The following is a 15,636-nucleotide window of genomic DNA, read 5'->3' as shown; positions in this document are numbered from 1 at the left end:
TCCGCTGCCAGGCTTTGTCGGTCAGTTCACCTCGTCGCACCACGAGGCATCATCTAACCGCACCACCGAGATCATTTATCAGACACGCCTTAGCCGAAGAGTTCGTCGATGGTGGCGGCCGTCCCGGCGCGGCGTCCCCACTGTTCGATCCGCTCCAGGTCGGTGCACTCGAGGATGCGGGCGCGGGCGTCCTCGGGGACGTCGATGCCCCGTCCGGCCAGGACGAGCAGCAGCATCTTCGCCTCGCCCTCAGCCTGCCCCTCGGCCTTGCCCTCGGCCTTGCCCTCCGCCTTGCCCTCGGCCTTGCCCTTTCCGAAGTAGTGGCGGGCGTATTCGCTCTTGTACTCGCGGGTTCCGGTGCTCATCATCGCCTCCAGAATCTGGCGGGCCGCTACAGGAAGCATGGCCAGCACTTCGTCAATATAACCTTGCGCCCGGTCGATCTCGAGGTGGTCCAGGCCGTGGAGCATCGCGGTGAGGACCTTCTCGCCACCGGCGCCGTCGCCGTGGACGAGGGCGGACAGGACGGCCAGTTCGGGGTTGAGCCGCGCCTGGCCGGCGTCGGTGATCTCGGGGATCTGCTCGGGCCCCAGCACCAGGGGGGTGAGGATCAGGCCGGGGTGGCCGAGCACGATGGGGCTGGCGGACCAGATGGCGGTGTCGGGACAGGGGCTGATGACCAGCAGCAGGACCGGACAGCGCAGGCGGGCGCGCAGGGTGGCGAGGTAGGCCGGCCAGCTCCAGCGTTTGCGGAGGTCTTGGCGACGCTGGACCTCGACGATGACGGCGGCGACGATGTCGGTGTGCTCGTCGCGGAGGCTCACGACGGTGTCGGCGCGGTATTCGGTGGGTTTGTGGTCGTTGAGGTCGCCTGACTCCACGCGAGCGGAAGTGAAGTCGGGGACGGTGTCGGGGCGGACGCAGTCGAGCAGATCGGCGGCGAGAGAGGGGCGTTCCTGGATGAGGTCGAGCCAGATCTCGTGTTCACGCGTAGGCACGATGCGAACACTATAAGTATTCACTTGACTACACTTTGAATTCGTTGAGGTCTTTGCTTGACCGGCTTCGACACGCCGTTTTGGGACACGGAGACCGAGGTGGCAGGCCTGACGGCTCAGCCACGGACTTCAGGCCGTCTGCGGCAGCCACCCCTCATCACCACCCCGAGGACCGTCCGCCTCCCTCAACGGAGATGGAACGACAGGACGGAGAGCCAGCAAAAGGTGATCACCAGCCCGACGATGAACGCCGAAATGGTCCAGGCGGCGCCGCCGGCCGCGAGAGTCGCGAATGACGCGAAGAACAGCACCCCGACGGTCCCAGAACAGAGCGCCCATCCGGTACGGCCCGCAGCGGCGAAGCGACGGCCGATGACGAGGCACGCCGCGGTCAGGCAGAGGAAGCCCACGGCGCCGAACGCGAAGTGCGACATGCCGTGCCAACTGACCGGCCCCGGGCCCTCCGGTGTCCCCGCGGGGAAGCCCATCCCGGGATCCGCCCGGAAGGTTCCCGCGCCCACCATGCTCAAGCCGTACACGGCGACGAATCGGGGAGCCCAGACCGCACCGTACCCCGGGATGAGGGCTCGGCGCAGACCGGCCGCGCAGGCGACGATCATCAGGCCGGTCGCCAGGAAATTCGTGACCTGGATCCAACCGAGGTCACCGTTGGCGAGCATGCTCCACGCGTGGCGGGTGAGGTCGAATCCGTCCCTGGTCAGCGCCTGGGTGAGTGACGTCGCGACGTACACCGGCCCGGCGATGACGCCGCAGCCCAGAAGCGACCGGGTGAGGTTCGTACGGGGATCACGGGTCAGGGTCTCCGCCCGGGCGGTCTGCTGAGTCATGGCTCTCCTCGTGATCGGAGGGCCGCTCACTTCGTCGCAGCCCCTCGATCACGCTTCGAACGGGGTCACCCTGTTTCGACAGGACACTCAGATCTTTTTCATGATTTTTTGGGTATGGGGCTCACCGGCCCTCGGCCTCCGGCGCTCGACGGCTGAGCGGATCGGCCCCGCTCCGCCGAATCCACCGCGTCGTCCTCGGCTCCCGGCCCCCGATGGCGGGAGCCGAGGGCGGCACGGCACCGGGGCGGCGCGACCACGCGCCGTCCCGGTGCAGGTCACGCCGGCCTAAGCACGGCCCCCGTCCTTGATGGACACGATCGCCGCGGTCTGGAACCTCTTGTGGCCCTTCCCGTCGCCCCCGACGACCGCCGTGTACTTCTTGGTGAACACGTTGACCTTGTACGTGATCTTCAGCTTGTGCTTGGTCTTGCACCGGTTGTGCCAGTACACCGTCACAGAGGTGTTGCCCTCTCCCCATGACCAGGCGAAGCAGCCGGCGACACCGCGATGGACGTCCGCCGACGCCGGAGCCGCTCCGGCGCCGACCCCGAGGCCGGCGGCGGCGACGGTGGCGGCGGCGACGACGGCGACGCGGGTGCGCAGGCTCGCCGTGCGGGTGCTCATGGACATGAAGATCTCCTTTTCTGGGTGATCCGGTCACCTCACCGGGGTGAGGCGTCCGTTTCTCCGGGGTTCGCTGACACGCCGGCGCGGATGCCGTCTCCGGTGGCCGGCATCGGTGTGATGACGGCTCCGTCATGACGGCCGGCGGGCGAGGCGACGCCCTTGTCCGGAGTCTTTTCGTGAACGGGACGTCGGCCTGAGGCCGTGGGCTTCACGCCCGGGACCCGGCGATGCGTCCACCGGGCACGTTCATCACCCTGCCACCGGAAGGGCCGTCCGCCCCAGCGATTTTTGTCCAAGGTCCGGCTCGGGACGCGACGCTGGACGCTGGACAAATCACACCTGGGCGTCTGCCTGCGGCGACCCGCGTCCCGGATACCGTTCCAGCCCGCCCGGGGTCCCGTCCCGGTCCGGCGATCCGGCCGGAGACGGCCCCGGAACCCGCGATCCGCCGGCCGGCACGCGGGTGTGCCCGCGCGTCCCTCGACTCGCTAGCCTGAGGGGCGATGAACCGTCTGAGCACGTCGAGAGGTGAGTTCGACCTCACCCGCTTCCCCGAGGATCCCCGCGACCCGCTTCGCGCCTGGGACGCCGCCGACGAGTACCTCCTGCGGCACCTCGGGGAGGCCGAGGGTGGACCGGCCGGCCTGACGGGCACCGTGGTCGTGCTGGGCGACCGCTGGGGCGCCCTGGTCACCGCGCTCGCCGATCACCGCCCCGTGCAGATCACCGACTCCCACCTCACCCAGGAGGCCACCCGGGCGAACCTCGCCCGCAACGGCGTCGCCCCCGGCACGGTACGGCTCCGCACGACCATGGACGAGCCGCCGGAGCGGATCGACGTGCTGCTGATCCGGGTGCCCAAGACGCTCTCGCTCCTGGAGGACCAGCTGCACCGCCTCGCACCCCACGTGCACGCGGGCACCCTGGTCGTCGGCGCGGGAATGGTCACCGAGATCCACACCTCGACGCTCCGGCTGTTCGAGCGTCTCCTCGGGCCGACCAGGACGTCGCTCGCGGTGAAGAAGGCGCGGCTCATCTTCTGCGCCCCGGACCCCTCACTGCCCCGGAACGCCACCCCGTGGCCGCGGAGCCACACGCTCCCCACCGGCGTCGGCGCGGTCTCGGGCCTGACCGTCACCAACCACGCGGGCACCTTCTGCGCCGACCGCCTCGACATCGGCACCCGCTTCCTCCTGCGGAACCTGCCGCCGCTCCACGGCCGCGGGCACGTCGTGGACCTGGGCTGCGGCAACGGGGTGATCGGGCTCGCCGCGGCACTGGCCGACCCCGAGGCCGAGGTGACGTTCATCGACGAGTCCTACAACGCGCTGGCGTCGGCCGAGGCCACGCTCCGGGCGAACGCCGGTACGGACGTCACGGCGACGTTCCTGGCGGCCGACGGCATGTCCGGTGTCCCGGCGGGGACGGTGGACCTGGTGCTGACCAACCCGCCGTTCCACACGCACCGGGCGAGGACCGACGCGACGGCGTGGCGCATGTTCAACGGGTCACGCGCCGCCCTGCGCCGCGGCGGAGAACTGTGGGTGGTGGCCAACCGGCATCTCGGCTACCACGTGAAGCTGCGCCGTCTCTTCGGTGACTGCGAGGTCGTCGCGAGCGACCCGAGGTTCGTCGTCCTCCGCGCCGTCAAACGCTGACCGCGCCCGCGAAACCCCGAAGCCGGCCGGGCACCGCCGACGGGGTACGAGCCGGGCGGCCCGCGCCCCTGCCGCCTCGGCTCTTCGCGTCAGGGCCCTCACAGCGCCTACCGCGGTCAGGGACGTAGCGCCGAGGTGGCGGACCGCAGCAGGCGGATGAGGTCGTCGCGTTCGGCGCCGGACCAGGAGGTGAAGCCCGCGGTCAGGGTCGTTTCGATGACCTGCTGGAACTCGCCGCTGAGCGCTTCGCCTTCAGCGGTGAGGTGGATGTGGGTCACGCGGCGGTCATCGGGATCGGGCCGGCGGGTGAGCAGGCCGCGTCGCTGAAGCCGGTCGACCAGACCGGTGATGTTGGTCTTGTCGCAGTGCAGCAGGGCCGCCAGCTCACCGGAGGACGGCCGGCGATGCCGGGCGAAGCACAACAGCTGCGCCTGCTGAGGGGTCAGCCCCAGCCGGCGACTGGCCGCACCGAACAGACCGTCGACCTCCTGAAAGAGGCCGATCAGTGTTTCGACGAGTGTGTCCTCAGGGGCGGCGGCCATGGGGAAAGTCTACTACCTCGACCATTGACATCCTCCACCAAAATAGTCGACTATCTCGACTATCGATATAGTCAATGAATCGGAGGAGTCATGCGTGCCGAGGAACGGGTGGCGGTCATCACCGGGGGATCACGTGGCATCGGACGCGCGATCGGCGAGCGGCTCGCCGTAGCGGGGATGCGCGTCGTCATCGGCTCCCGCGACCAGGAGGCGGCGGCGCGGGCCGTCACCCGGATCAAGGACGCGGGCGGGCTGGCCACCGCGGTCCGCACCGACATCACTCGGCCCGGAGCCGTCAAGGAGCTGTTCGACACCGCCGAAAACCACTACGGCCGCGTGGACGTGTGGGTGAACAACGCGGCCACGGTGACCGCGGGGCCGCTGTCCCATGCCACCGACGACGACTTCGACCGGTACGTGCACGCGAACATCCGGGCCGCATTCGTGGCCCTCCGCGAGGCCGCACGGCGCATCCGCGACCACGGCCGGATCATCATGATCTCTTCCGCCCTGACGGTCTCACCGTTGCCCGGCATGGCGCTGCTCGCCGCGGGCAAGGCCGCGGGCGACCAGCTCGCCCGCACCCTGGCCTGGGAGGTGGGCTCCAGGTCCGTCACGGTCAACAGCGTCCTGCCCGGCCTGACCAGGACCGGCGTCATCGACACCGTCCCCCGGCATGTCATCGACGACGCAAGGGCCCGCACGCCGCTGGGCCGTCTGGGCGAACCGTCCGACATCGCCGAGATCGTCGCCTTCCTCGCCTCCGACGCCGGCCGCTGGATCACAGGCCAGACCATCCATGCCGCGGGAGGCATGATCTGAGGATTCGGGCCCGGCGAGGCGGTCCGGGCGGACGGTCCGCCGGGGACCGGCCGAGTTCCGCGGCCCGCCCACCGGCGCCGTCCCCCGTGTGGTCGCGGTGGGCTCGGTTCCGTGCCTAGCCCACCGCCTGGGGCCCGCCCGGGTCCTGACCGGTTCTCACCCGATGCGGCGTGTGCCGTCGCCGTGGGGAGACCGGGGGTGTCCGGGCGGGGCCGGTGCAGGGTCGTCAGCGCTGCCGGGTCGTCAGTGCTGCTGGGTCAGCAGGCCGGGCCGGTAGGGCAGCAGGCCGTAGTCGCCGCCGGAGCTGGGGCTGCGGCCCTGGTAGAGGAGCTGGAGGTTGCAGGGGTCGACGGTCTTGGTCTGGTCGGGGTTGGCGCGGACCAGGTCACCGTGGCTGATGTCGTTGGTCCAGGTGGCGCCGCTGTTGGCCTTGCCGGCGAAGGGGTTGGCCTCGGTGGCGGCGTTGGGGGTCCAGGTGCCGTCGAGGCTGGTGGCGGTGAAGGAGCGGAAGTAGCGGCCCTGGGAGCCCATGGCCTCGACCAGCATGAGGTACTTGTTCTGGCCCTGGAGCTTGTAGACCTCGACGCCTTCGAAGAGGTTGGCCGTGGTGTCGCTCATGATGGTGGTGTAGCTGGAGCCGAAGCTGCCGGGGAAGTTGCCGATGGGCATGCTGGCCCGGTAGATCTTGCCGTTGTCGCCGGCGAAGAACAGGTACATGTTGGTGCCGTCACCGATGAGGGTCTGGTCGATGGGGCCGGTGCCGGAGCCGGAGATGCTTCCGGTGAAGAGGGTCTGCTGGGCCGACCAGCCGTTGGCGTTGGTCGGGTCGGTCGAGGTTCGGTAGGAGAAGGCGGTGCCGCCCCACTGGTAGGCCAGGACCCAGATGTTCTTGGGCGCGAAGTAGAACAGGGTGGGGGCGACGGTGGAGAAGTTCATCTTGGTCTGGGTGGCCGAGGCCATGTCCGACCAGTTGGTGAACGGGGCGAAGTTCATCGAGCCCCAGCTGCTGCCGGTGTCGTGGGTGGTGGCGTAGACCAGGTGCTTGCCGTTGTAGACGACGTTGGTGAAGTCCTTGAGCGACACCCAGCCCGACTTCGGGGTGGCCAGCGGGCCGGTCGAGGTCCAGCGGTAGCTCGTGGGGAGGTTGCACGTACCGGGCGACGTCGGCGTGACCGTCGGGTCCGGGTTTCCTCCGGAGCCGCTCCACTTCTGGTTGCTCTGCCCGTTGCAGGTCCACAGGGTGACCGCGGTGCCGTTGGCCGTACCGGCTCCGGTCACGTCCAGGCACAGGCCCGACTGCGTTCCCCTGATGGAGCCGTCGGCGTTCTGCTGCCACTTCTGGTTGGCCTGACCGCTGCAGGACCAGATGACCACCTTCGTGCCCGGCGAGGTCCCCTGGCCGTAGGCGTCCACACACCGCGTGCCGCCGAACGTCCGCAGCTCACCCGCGGAGGTGAACTCGAACGCCTGGTTCGCCTGACCGGTGCAGTCCCAGATCTGCAGGCCCGCGCCCAGGGTGTCGGTGTTGCCCGCCACGTCCAGGCACCGTCCCGACGCCGCGCTCACCAGCGGCGCCACCGCCGCCGAGGCCGGCGCCGACCAGGTCGCAACGGCCGCGATCACCGTCGTCAGCACCGTGGCCAGCACCGCCACGAGGCGCACGCCGGCACCGGCCGGCGAACGACGCCCGCCGCTCCTCACACGAATGGGGGGTGAATCCATTGTTCGTTCTCCTTGGGGGTGAGGGCGTGGCGAAGCTGGCCACACCAGGGAAAACCGCAGTGGTCTCACGGGAGTGTTAGCGCTCACATTTCTGCGACGCGAGGAGCCGTGTCCACAGTTGTGGATGCCGGTGGTAATTGCGGATCAAACAAGGACTCATCAGGACGCGTCAAGACAAAGCCAGGAGGCGCGGCGGCGCCTCGGCCTTACGGAAGGCACCCACCTGGCATTACCGGCCCGGCCCTCACCACGCACGAGACGACCGGTGATGAAACTTTCAACCGAATAGGCACGGGCCGGGGACCTGTCGCGGTGATCAGTGACTTCGTTCCCGGCCGAGGAAGCACGACAGGAGCCGCCTGAAGTCGTGCGGGTGCTCGAGCGCCGGCACATGCCCGCATCGGCCGAGCACGTGCAGACAGACATCGGCCAGGTGTTCGAGCAGGGGCAGGGCCGCCGTCCCGAGCGGGGTGACCCGGTCCTCGGCGCCGTGGACGAGCAGCACGGGCGCGCGGATCCCCGCCAGCGTTCGCGCCGAGAGGGTGAGGTCGTCGGCCCAGCGTGCCCTGGGTGGAGGGAACAACGACGCGAATGCGGCCGCCCCCGCCCGCATCGCAGCCGCACGGGCGGCGACGGCCGACTCGGTCACGAGCGCTTGGTCGAGGACGAGGCGACTCAACATGTCCCGTGCCCCGACCGGGCCGGCGGGGGCGGCCCAGACCGCGTCGAGCTCGGCGGACAGCGGCGCTCCGGGGGCGCCCATCGTCGAGACCGCCACGACATGGGTGACCTGCCGGGGACGCGCGGCCGCCAACGCCAGCGCCACGGCACCGCCCATGGAGTGGCCCACCACCGCGTAGTACTCGACACCTAGAGCGTCCATCAGGCCCGCGGCCTGCTCCGTCCACAGCCGGAGCCCGCCCCTGGCGCCCTCCGGGATCGGCGTACGGCCGAACCCCGCCTGGTCAGGAGCCACCAGGCGCCAGGACGTGCCCAGCGCCTGTGCCGTCGTCGCCCAGGCTCCGGATCCGGTCGTACCGGGTCCGGAGCCGTGCAGCATCAGCACCGCGGGCCCGGTGCCGCTCTCCATGACGTGGACGGGGGAGCCGTCGACGGTGACGGTCCGAAGTGCCGTCACCGAGACAGGCCAGGCGTGCTCATGCCGATGCGGAGTCGACGGACTTCGAGAAGAGCTCCATCATGGCCTTGCCGAATTGCGGCATGTCGGGCCACCCCCGACAGGAGACGAGGTTGCCGTCCACGACGTCGGGAGCGTCGATGACCGTCGCACCCGCGTTCTCCATGTCGCCGGTGATGGGGGGGAAGCACGCCGTCTTCCGGCCCTTCAGCAGCCCGTACACAGCCGGCACCTGCGCGCCGTGGCACACCAGCGCGATCGGGAGGTCACGCGCGAAGAAGTGCTCGGTGATACGCCTGACGTCGGCGTCCACCCGGATCCACTCGGGGGCACGTCCCCCGGGAATGATGAGGGCGTCATAGCGCTCGACGTCGACCTCGGCCCAGGGCACGTCGACCGGCAGCTTCCGGCCGTTCTTCTCCACGTAGGCGTCGGAGTCAGGGTCGAACTCGTGGATGACCAGCTGAACGTCACGCATCGTCCTCGACGAGACGTCGACGTCCCAGCCGCCCTCCTGCACGCGATAGTAGGGATACATGGTGTCGAGCTCCTCGGCGGCGTCGCCGGTCAGGAGCAGCGCTCTGGGCACCTACTTCTCCTCGCATCTGAGGCGGGTGAGGTGGATCCAATCCGATCCAATCCGATCTGATTGAGTCAGCATTCCTTGGCCCAGCCCACCCGTCAAGCCTCTGCCGCCATTCCGTCCGCCCCCTGGGCCTCGTCGAACAATCGCCGGAACCGCTCGCCGGACAGCAGGATGTGCCGGCGCATGGCGTAGGCGGCGGCGTCGGGGTCACGCGCGGCGATCGCGGCCAGAACCTCTTCGTGCTCGGCCATGGCCAGGTGGGTGACCTGGGTGTCGTGGAGAAGCCGGAACAGGTGCACGTGCGCGTGCAGGCGGGCGAGCGCTTCGCGGATGACCTGGTTCTCCGTGCTCAGGGCGACGAGATCGTGGAAAGCGGCGTCGCGCAGCCCGAACGCGCCGTAGGCCAGGAGCCCGTCGCCCCCCTCCAGCTCCGCCATCTCCTCCAGCATCCGCCGCAGACCGGCCACCTGCTCCGAGGACGCGCGTTCGGCGGATCTGCGCGCGGCCGCCGGTTCGAGGAGCAGGCGGACCTCGAGCATGTCCTCGAATCGCTGACGGGTGATCTGGGGGGGAATGCGATAGCCGGCATGGGGCACACGCACGACCAGGCCCTCGGCCTCCATGCGGTTCAGAGCGTCCCGGATCGGCGTCTGCGAGACCCCCAGCTCTCGCGCCAGGGCGTCGATCGTGACGCGGGAGCCGGGCTCGATCCGTAGCGACATCAGCTGTCCGAGCAGCGTGTCGTACACCTCGTCGGCAAGCCGGCCGCGAGATCTCCCCGGCGACGTTCCGCCCGTCACGGCCCCCTGGCGCCGCGCGATCATCGCTTCGTCGTCCATCGTGACATGACGTCCTTTCTTGCGTCTTCGGGAACCTGCCGACATCGGCCGCAACGCTGCGGGATATTGACGCCCCCAATCAGATCGTATAGGAAAGGTGGCGGATGCCGGCCATCCTTCGCCCATCGCGGAACCGTCCGCCATCGCTCCGCTTCGATCAGTTGGAGCTCCATGAGCATGCTCGACGTCCTACTCGGGTCGCCACCGGGTCTCACAAGGACCGAAGGACTTCCCGACCGCCTGAAGCCCCATCGCGTCGCGGCGTGCCCGTGACGCCGGCCCGCGGATCAACCCCTGCGACAGCAGGCAACGCGCCTGAACGACCCGGCGGCTGCTCGGCGAAGCACGTAGCGAGGCCCGGGAAGTCCCCACCCCCCAGAAAGCAGGCAAGAGGATGCGGTATCCACAGCGAACAGGACGAATATCCGTTCCCGGCCGAAAGGTGCAGCTGGCGACGGCGGCCATGCTGGTGGCCACGACCGTGGCGGCTTGCGGCGGTGACACGGAGGCGAGCGCTCCCAAGGCGCCGGCGACCATCCCGGAGCTCACCAAGGACCCGCTGACCCTCAGCTTCATCTGGTTCGACTGGCCCCCCGCCCACGCGCTGGAGGACTTCGCGAACGCGGAGTACACCAAGGAGCGGCCGAATGTGACCATCAAGGTCAACACCGTGCCGAACGCCAACTGGCACGACGCGATGTTCACCCAGTTCGCAGCGCGCAAGACCGACTTCGACATCCCGATCCTGGACTCGCAACACATCGGCGAGGCCGTGACGAACGGCAACATCCTCGACATCACCGACTTCGTTAAGCAGAACATCGACGTCAAAGCCTACAACCCGTATCTCCTGGCGGCCTACGGCCAGTACCCCCAGGCGGAGACCGGGAAGCGCGACGAAAACGCCAGCCTGTACGGGCTGCCGCTGCTCGGCGACACCTGGACGATGATCTACCGCAAGGACCTGATCGGTGACAGGCCACCGCGGACCTGGGACGAAATGATCTCAGTCGCCGAGAAGTGCCAGGCGGACAACCCCGGCGTCAGCGGGCTGGCTTTCCACCAGGCCAACGGCTCCGACGCCGCGGCCGTGACCTACAACACGGTCAACGGCGTCTACGGCGGCAACCTCTGGAACCCCGGGACGCGCAAGATCGACGGCGTCATCAACGACGCGGCGGGCCAGGAGGCGATGGACGTCCTGGTCGGCAAGATGAAACCGCTGACCGCCAAGGGCTCCGGCAACTGGTTCATCGACGAGGTGAACGCGGCGGTCGCCCAGGGCAAGGCGTGCATCGCGTTCAACTGGATCGCCGCGAGCGGTGGCCTGCTCGACCCGAAGCAGTCGACGCTCGGCACCACGCGGGAGCAGATCCTCGACAAGCTGGGTTTCGCCACCCTGCCGAGCCAGAAGACGAACCTGGTGCCTCTCGGCGGCATGGGGATGCACGTGTCGGCCTACTCCTCCGAGGCGAACCAGGCGGAGGCCCTGAACTTCATGAAGTGGTTCGAGCAGGCCGACATCCAGAAGAAGTGGGCCGCGGCCGGTGGCGTGCCATCGCGTACGGACGCCCTGGAGTCGCCCGAGTTCCTCGATGCCGGGCCGTTCAACCAGGTGTACGCCGACTCGGTCACACGGATGCGGGACATGTGGAACGTCCCCGAGTACGCGCGCCTCGTCGACATCGAGAACACCAACGTGAACGCGGCTCTCAACGGCGCGAAGAAGCCGAAGGAGGCGCTCGACGACATCGCCAGGGAGCAGCAGAGCGTGCTCGACTCCAGCAGCCGCAAGGGCGGCGGCGGGCTGTGAGTGACCCCGTCCCTCTGACGACCGATCACCCCGGGCAGGTGGCGTCCGCGACGCCGCCCGCACCGGGCCGGTCTCGCCGGTTGAGCGACCGCGGGCTCGCCGTGACCTTCGTCTCCCCCGCGCTGCTGCTGTTGCTCGCGATGTCGGTGTTCCCGCTGCTGTGGGCGTTGTACCTGTCTTTCACCGACTACTCGGCCACCCGCGGGGGGCCGGCCCATTTCGTCTGGTTCGAGAACTACACCGCCATCCTGACGTCGGCGCAGGTCCACCTGAGGGCCCTGACGACGTTGATCTACGTGTGCGGCGCGGTCGCCCTGCAGACCGTGCTCGGTTTCACCATCGCCTACCTGATCTCACGGCGCACGCACGGGCGAGGACTGCTGACCACCCTGTTCCTGGTTCCGATGATGCTGTCGCAGGTCGTGGTCGGGCTGTTCTGGCGGTTCATGCTCGACGCGCAGTTCGGCGTGATCAACAGCATGCTCGGCTCGCTCGGCCTGGGACAGGTGGAGTGGCTCACCCGGCAGCGAACGGCACTGATCTCCCTGATCGTGGTCGACACCTGGCAGTGGACGCCGTTCATCATGCTCATCGCACTCGCGGGCCTCACCGCGGTCCCCAGGTACCTGTACGAGGCCGCCTCGATCGACCGGGCGTCCGAGTGGTTCCGGTTCCGCACCATCACTCTTCCGCTGGTGTGGCCGCTGCTCCTCATCGCCGTGCTGTTCAGGGCCATCGAGGCGTTCCGGCTGTTCGACCTCGTCTACATCCTCACCAGCGGAGGTCCCGGGGTCTCCACCGAGACGTTGTCGTTCCACGTCTACAAGGTCGCGTTCCTGGGCTTCAACACCGGAACCGCCTCGGCGTACGGGATCCTCATGGTCCTCGTCGTCATCGTCCTCACGCAGCTCTACCTGCGCTACTTGAACAAGCTCAAGGAGGACTGATGGCCGTCTCCGTCGACGAGGCCGTGTCCGCGGGTCCTGGCCGGGATCACACGCCCCCCACACGCCGCTTCGGCGGCCGGGGCCGCTCCGTGCTGGAGGTCGCGCTACTGACCGTGCTGGCCGTCGTGATGCTCTTCCCGGTGCTGTGGATGATCGAGACGTCCATCAAGGAGAACCGGGACGTCTACGCCGTCCCGGCCAAGTTCTTCGACTTCAAGATCACTTTGGACCATTTCAAGGACGTGTTCGTCGCCTCCGGCGGCGGTCGCTCGGCCTTGTCCGTCGCGTTCCTCAACTCCGTCGTGGTGGCCGGGACCTCCACGGTGCTGGCCACCGTACTGGGGGTCCCGGCGGCCTGGGCCTACTCGCGCTTCGCCGTGAAGGCCAAGAAGGACCAGCTGTTCTTCATCCTGTCCACCCGCTTCATGCCGCCCGTGGTGGTCGTGATCCCGATCTTCCTCATGTACCGGCAGGTCGGGCTCATCGACACCAAGCTCGGCCTGATCCTCATCTACGCCGCGTTCAACGTCCCGTTCACGATCTGGATGATGAAGGGGTTCGTCGACGAGGTGCCCGCGGAGTACGAGGAGGCCGCCATGCTCGACGGCCACACCCGCCTGCAGGCGTTCCGGCGGTTCACCCTTCCCCTGCTCGTGCCCGGCATCGCCGCGACGGCGGTCTTCGCCCTCATCTTCTCGTGGAACGAGTTCGTGTTCGCCATCTTCCTCACCTCCGGTGACACCGTGCGGACGGCCCCACCCGCCATCGCCGGCCTCATCGGTGGAACCACTGTGGACTGGGGTCTCGTGGCCGCCGCCTCCGTGGTGTTCGCCCTGCCGGTGCTCGTCTTCGCCTACCTGGTGCGCAAACACCTCGTCGCCGGTGTGACGCTCGGGGCGGTGCGACGCTGATGGCGGGCATCGAGGTGACCGCCCTGCACAAGCGCTACCCGGACGGGACGGTCGCGGTCGATCACGTGGACCTGTCCATCGGCGACGGCGAGCTGTTCGTGATGCTCGGCCCTTCGGGTTGCGGCAAGACGACCACACTGCGGGCCGTGGCCGGCCTGGAGAGGCAGACGGCGGGCGACATCCGCATCGGCACCACGCTGGTCAACGACCTGCCGCCCCCCGAGCGCGACATCGCCATGGTGTTCCAGTTCTACGCTCTCTACCCGCATCTGAGAACCCGCGACAACCTGGCGTTCCCACTGCGGGCCGAGGGACTGCCCAGGTCGGAGGTGGACGAGCGGGTCGGCGAGGCCGCCCGGCTGATGCGGCTCGGTCCGCTCCTGGACCGGCGACCGCACCGGCTGTCCGGAGGGGAGCAGCAACGCGTCGCGCTCGCTCGCGCCCTGGTACGACGACCGCGCGCGTTCCTCATGGACGAACCTCTCACCAATCTGGACGCGGAGCTGAGGGCGGACATGCGTACGGAGATCAAGCACCTGCAGGGGGAGCTGGGGACGACGATGGTCTACGTCACCCACGACCAGGTCGAGGCGATGTCGCTCGGTCACAGGATCGCCATCCTCAACAAGGGCCGCGTCGAGCAGATCGGCACGCCGCTGGAAGTCTACGACCGTCCGGCGAGTCTTTTCTGCGCCGCGTTCATCGGCTCCCCGCCGATGAACCTGATCGAGGTGGAGGTGGCCGACGGGAAGCTGCGCGGTCAGGGCGGACTGGTCCTCACGCCACCGCCGGGCCTGCCGCGCGACCGTCGCCTGGTCGCAGGCGTCCGGCCGGAGGCGCTGGAAGTCACGGAACCAGGGGCGGAACGTTCGGTCCCGGCCCGCGTGGTCTCGGCGGAGTGGCTGGGCGACGAGATCATCTACGTGGTCGACCACGGCGGCCGGCACGACGTACGGGTTCGGATGCCACCGACCGTCCGTTTCGCCACTGACGCATCGGTCGGGCTGCGGCACACCGGCGGGCCCCCGCCGGTCTACGACGTGAGCACGGAAGAGCTGGTGGCCTGATGGGAACCGTGGCGGTGCACGGGCTGTGCAAGTCCTTCGGCAAGGTCCAGGCCCTGGACGGGGTGACGCTGGACGTGCCGGACGGCTCGTTCTTCGTCGTGCTCGGGCCGTCCGGGGCAGGCAAGACGACGACCCTGCGGGCGATCGCCGGCCTTGAGAAGCTCGACGCCGGGTCGGTGCGTCTGGACGGGAGGGACGCGACCGGTGACACCCCGGCCGCACGCGACCTGGCCATGGTCTTCCAGAGCTACGCCCTCTACCCGCGGCACACGGTGTACGAGAACATCGCTTCGCCGCTGCGGGCACGCCGCCGTTCTTCGAGCGAGGTCGCCGCCGCCGTCGAGCGGATGTCGGACCTGCTGCACATCGAACGTCTGCTGCAGCGTCGTCCCGCGCAGTTGTCGGGCGGTGAGATGCAGCGTGTCGCCCTGGCCCGGGCGCTGGTCCGCCGCCCGCGCGCGTTCCTCATGGACGAGCCGCTGACGAACCTCGACCTCAAGCTCCGCGTCGAGATGCGCACCGAGCTCGCCCGCATCCACCGGAGCCTCGGGGGGACCTTCGTCTACGTGACCAACGACCAGGTCGAGGCCCTGGCCATGGCCGACCAGGTCGCGGTCCTCAAGGAGGGGAAGGTGCAACAGGTCGGAACGCCGGCCGAGGTGTACGAGCGTCCGGCCAACCAGTGGGTCGCGGGCTTCGTCGGGAGCCCTCCGATCAGCCTGCTCGCCTGCCGCGCCGAGGGAGACCGTCTGGTCGGGGCGGACGGCTGGACGCTGCCGCGGCCCCGCTGGACCACGGCTGAGGACGGTCGTCCGCTGCTGCTGGGCCTGCGCGCGGAGGACCTGTCCGTCGAGCGGCGTGGGAACGCGTCGTTGCCGGGTGAGCTCTACGGCCTCGAGCCGCTCGGTGACCGGACGGTGGTCGACGTGCAGGTGGGGACGGAGATCCTCAAGGTCAAGGCACGACCCACCGTCACCGGTACGCCGGGCGAGCGACTGCTCGTCACGGTCGACCTGGACCGCGCGCACCTGTTCGACGCGGCCACCGGGCTGGCGCTGTCCGAGGCCGGGAGGTGACCGCGCAGGACGGCGACGTCGAACCAGGGACATCACAGGAGG

15 protein-coding genes are annotated in these 15,636 nt (G+C 69.0%); 7 read left to right on the top strand and 8 right to left on the bottom strand.

Going from position 1 to position 15,636, the window contains the following annotated elements; translation table 11 throughout:
• Positions 1 to 89 precede the first annotated feature (89 nt).
• The 3 genes from ACFYSC_RS35845 to ACFYSC_RS35835 all read right to left on the bottom strand — a co-directional run bounded on the left by ACFYSC_RS35845 (position 90) and on the right by ACFYSC_RS35835 (position 2,476).
• Positions 90 to 998 carry a hypothetical protein gene (locus ACFYSC_RS35845; protein ID WP_389970494.1) on the bottom strand — a complete coding sequence of 303 codons (909 nt, stop codon included), beginning with the start codon at positions 996 to 998 and terminating at the stop codon, positions 90 to 92.
• 185 nt (positions 999 to 1,183) lie between these two features.
• The gene (locus tag ACFYSC_RS35840) at positions 1,184 to 1,846 is read right to left on the bottom strand and encodes a DUF998 domain-containing protein (protein WP_389970491.1); all 663 of its coding nucleotides are present in this window, start codon (positions 1,844 to 1,846) and stop codon (positions 1,184 to 1,186) included.
• A gap of 285 nt (positions 1,847 to 2,131) precedes the next feature.
• Positions 2,132 to 2,476: a hypothetical protein gene (locus ACFYSC_RS35835; RefSeq protein WP_362941548.1), complete on the bottom strand. Its 345-nt coding sequence runs from the start codon at positions 2,474 to 2,476 to the stop codon at positions 2,132 to 2,134.
• A 500-nt stretch (positions 2,477 to 2,976) separates the two neighbouring features.
• Here ACFYSC_RS35835 and ACFYSC_RS35830 point away from each other — a divergent pair, with 500 nt between their 5' ends.
• Complete coding sequence (locus ACFYSC_RS35830) at positions 2,977 to 4,131, top strand: methyltransferase (RefSeq protein ID WP_389970488.1); 1,155 nt, start codon at positions 2,977 to 2,979, stop codon at positions 4,129 to 4,131.
• Between the two features lie 116 nt (positions 4,132 to 4,247).
• Here the strand turns inward: ACFYSC_RS35830 and ACFYSC_RS35825 are convergent, their stop codons facing one another.
• A complete protein-coding gene (locus ACFYSC_RS35825) occupies positions 4,248 to 4,673 on the bottom strand; it encodes a MarR family winged helix-turn-helix transcriptional regulator (protein WP_389970485.1) in 426 nt (141 codons plus the stop codon).
• Positions 4,674 to 4,763: 90 nt separating this feature from the next.
• On the opposite strand from ACFYSC_RS35825, the gene ACFYSC_RS35820 reads away from it, so the two are divergent.
• A complete protein-coding gene (locus tag ACFYSC_RS35820) occupies positions 4,764 to 5,495 on the top strand; it encodes an SDR family NAD(P)-dependent oxidoreductase (RefSeq protein WP_389970482.1) in 732 nt (243 codons plus the stop codon).
• A gap of 243 nt (positions 5,496 to 5,738) precedes the next feature.
• On the opposite strand, the gene ACFYSC_RS35815 is transcribed toward ACFYSC_RS35820, so the two are convergent.
• The 4 genes from ACFYSC_RS35815 to ACFYSC_RS35800 all read right to left on the bottom strand — a co-directional run bounded on the left by ACFYSC_RS35815 (position 5,739) and on the right by ACFYSC_RS35800 (position 9,780).
• Positions 5,739 to 7,157: a non-reducing end alpha-L-arabinofuranosidase family hydrolase gene (locus ACFYSC_RS35815; RefSeq protein WP_389970479.1), complete on the bottom strand. Its 1,419-nt coding sequence runs from the start codon at positions 7,155 to 7,157 to the stop codon at positions 5,739 to 5,741.
• A 376-nt stretch (positions 7,158 to 7,533) separates the two neighbouring features.
• Positions 7,534 to 8,355, bottom strand: coding sequence for an alpha/beta fold hydrolase (locus ACFYSC_RS35810; protein ID WP_389970476.1), 822 nt, complete (start codon positions 8,353 to 8,355; stop codon positions 7,534 to 7,536).
• A 19-nt stretch (positions 8,356 to 8,374) separates the two neighbouring features.
• Entirely contained in the window at positions 8,375 to 8,944 is a 570-nt protein-coding gene (locus ACFYSC_RS35805) for a DJ-1/PfpI family protein (protein WP_389970473.1), read from the bottom strand.
• Positions 8,945 to 9,036: 92 nt separating this feature from the next.
• A complete protein-coding gene (locus ACFYSC_RS35800) occupies positions 9,037 to 9,780 on the bottom strand; it encodes a GntR family transcriptional regulator (protein ID WP_389970470.1) in 744 nt (247 codons plus the stop codon).
• 442 nt (positions 9,781 to 10,222) lie between these two features.
• Here ACFYSC_RS35800 and ACFYSC_RS35795 point away from each other — a divergent pair, with 442 nt between their 5' ends.
• From ACFYSC_RS35795 to ACFYSC_RS35775, 5 genes are all read left to right on the top strand, one after another.
• Complete coding sequence (locus ACFYSC_RS35795; protein ID WP_389970467.1) at positions 10,223 to 11,593, top strand: extracellular solute-binding protein; 1,371 nt, start codon at positions 10,223 to 10,225, stop codon at positions 11,591 to 11,593.
• 80 nt (positions 11,594 to 11,673) lie between these two features.
• Positions 11,674 to 12,540, top strand: a complete 867-nt coding sequence (locus tag ACFYSC_RS35790) for a carbohydrate ABC transporter permease (RefSeq protein ID WP_389970465.1) — start codon at positions 11,674 to 11,676, stop codon at positions 12,538 to 12,540.
• Complete coding sequence (locus ACFYSC_RS35785) at positions 12,540 to 13,451, top strand: carbohydrate ABC transporter permease (RefSeq protein ID WP_389970462.1); 912 nt, start codon at positions 12,540 to 12,542, stop codon at positions 13,449 to 13,451. The genes ACFYSC_RS35790 and ACFYSC_RS35785 overlap by 1 nt, the downstream gene beginning before the upstream one ends.
• Entirely contained in the window at positions 13,451 to 14,518 is a 1,068-nt protein-coding gene (locus ACFYSC_RS35780; RefSeq protein WP_389970459.1) for an ABC transporter ATP-binding protein, read from the top strand. The genes ACFYSC_RS35785 and ACFYSC_RS35780 overlap by 1 nt, the downstream gene beginning before the upstream one ends.
• On the top strand, positions 14,518 to 15,594 hold the full coding sequence (locus ACFYSC_RS35775) for an ABC transporter ATP-binding protein (RefSeq protein WP_389970456.1): 1,077 nt from the start codon (positions 14,518 to 14,520) through the stop codon (positions 15,592 to 15,594). Before ACFYSC_RS35780 ends, ACFYSC_RS35775 begins: the two co-directional genes overlap by 1 nt.
• Positions 15,595 to 15,636: the final 42 nt, after the last annotated feature.

It is taken from the genome of Streptosporangium sp. NPDC004379 (assembly GCF_042873875.1).
Classification (GTDB): domain Bacteria; phylum Actinomycetota; class Actinomycetes; order Streptosporangiales; family Streptosporangiaceae; genus Streptosporangium.
This window is presented reverse-complemented; position numbering and strand designations above follow the sequence as displayed.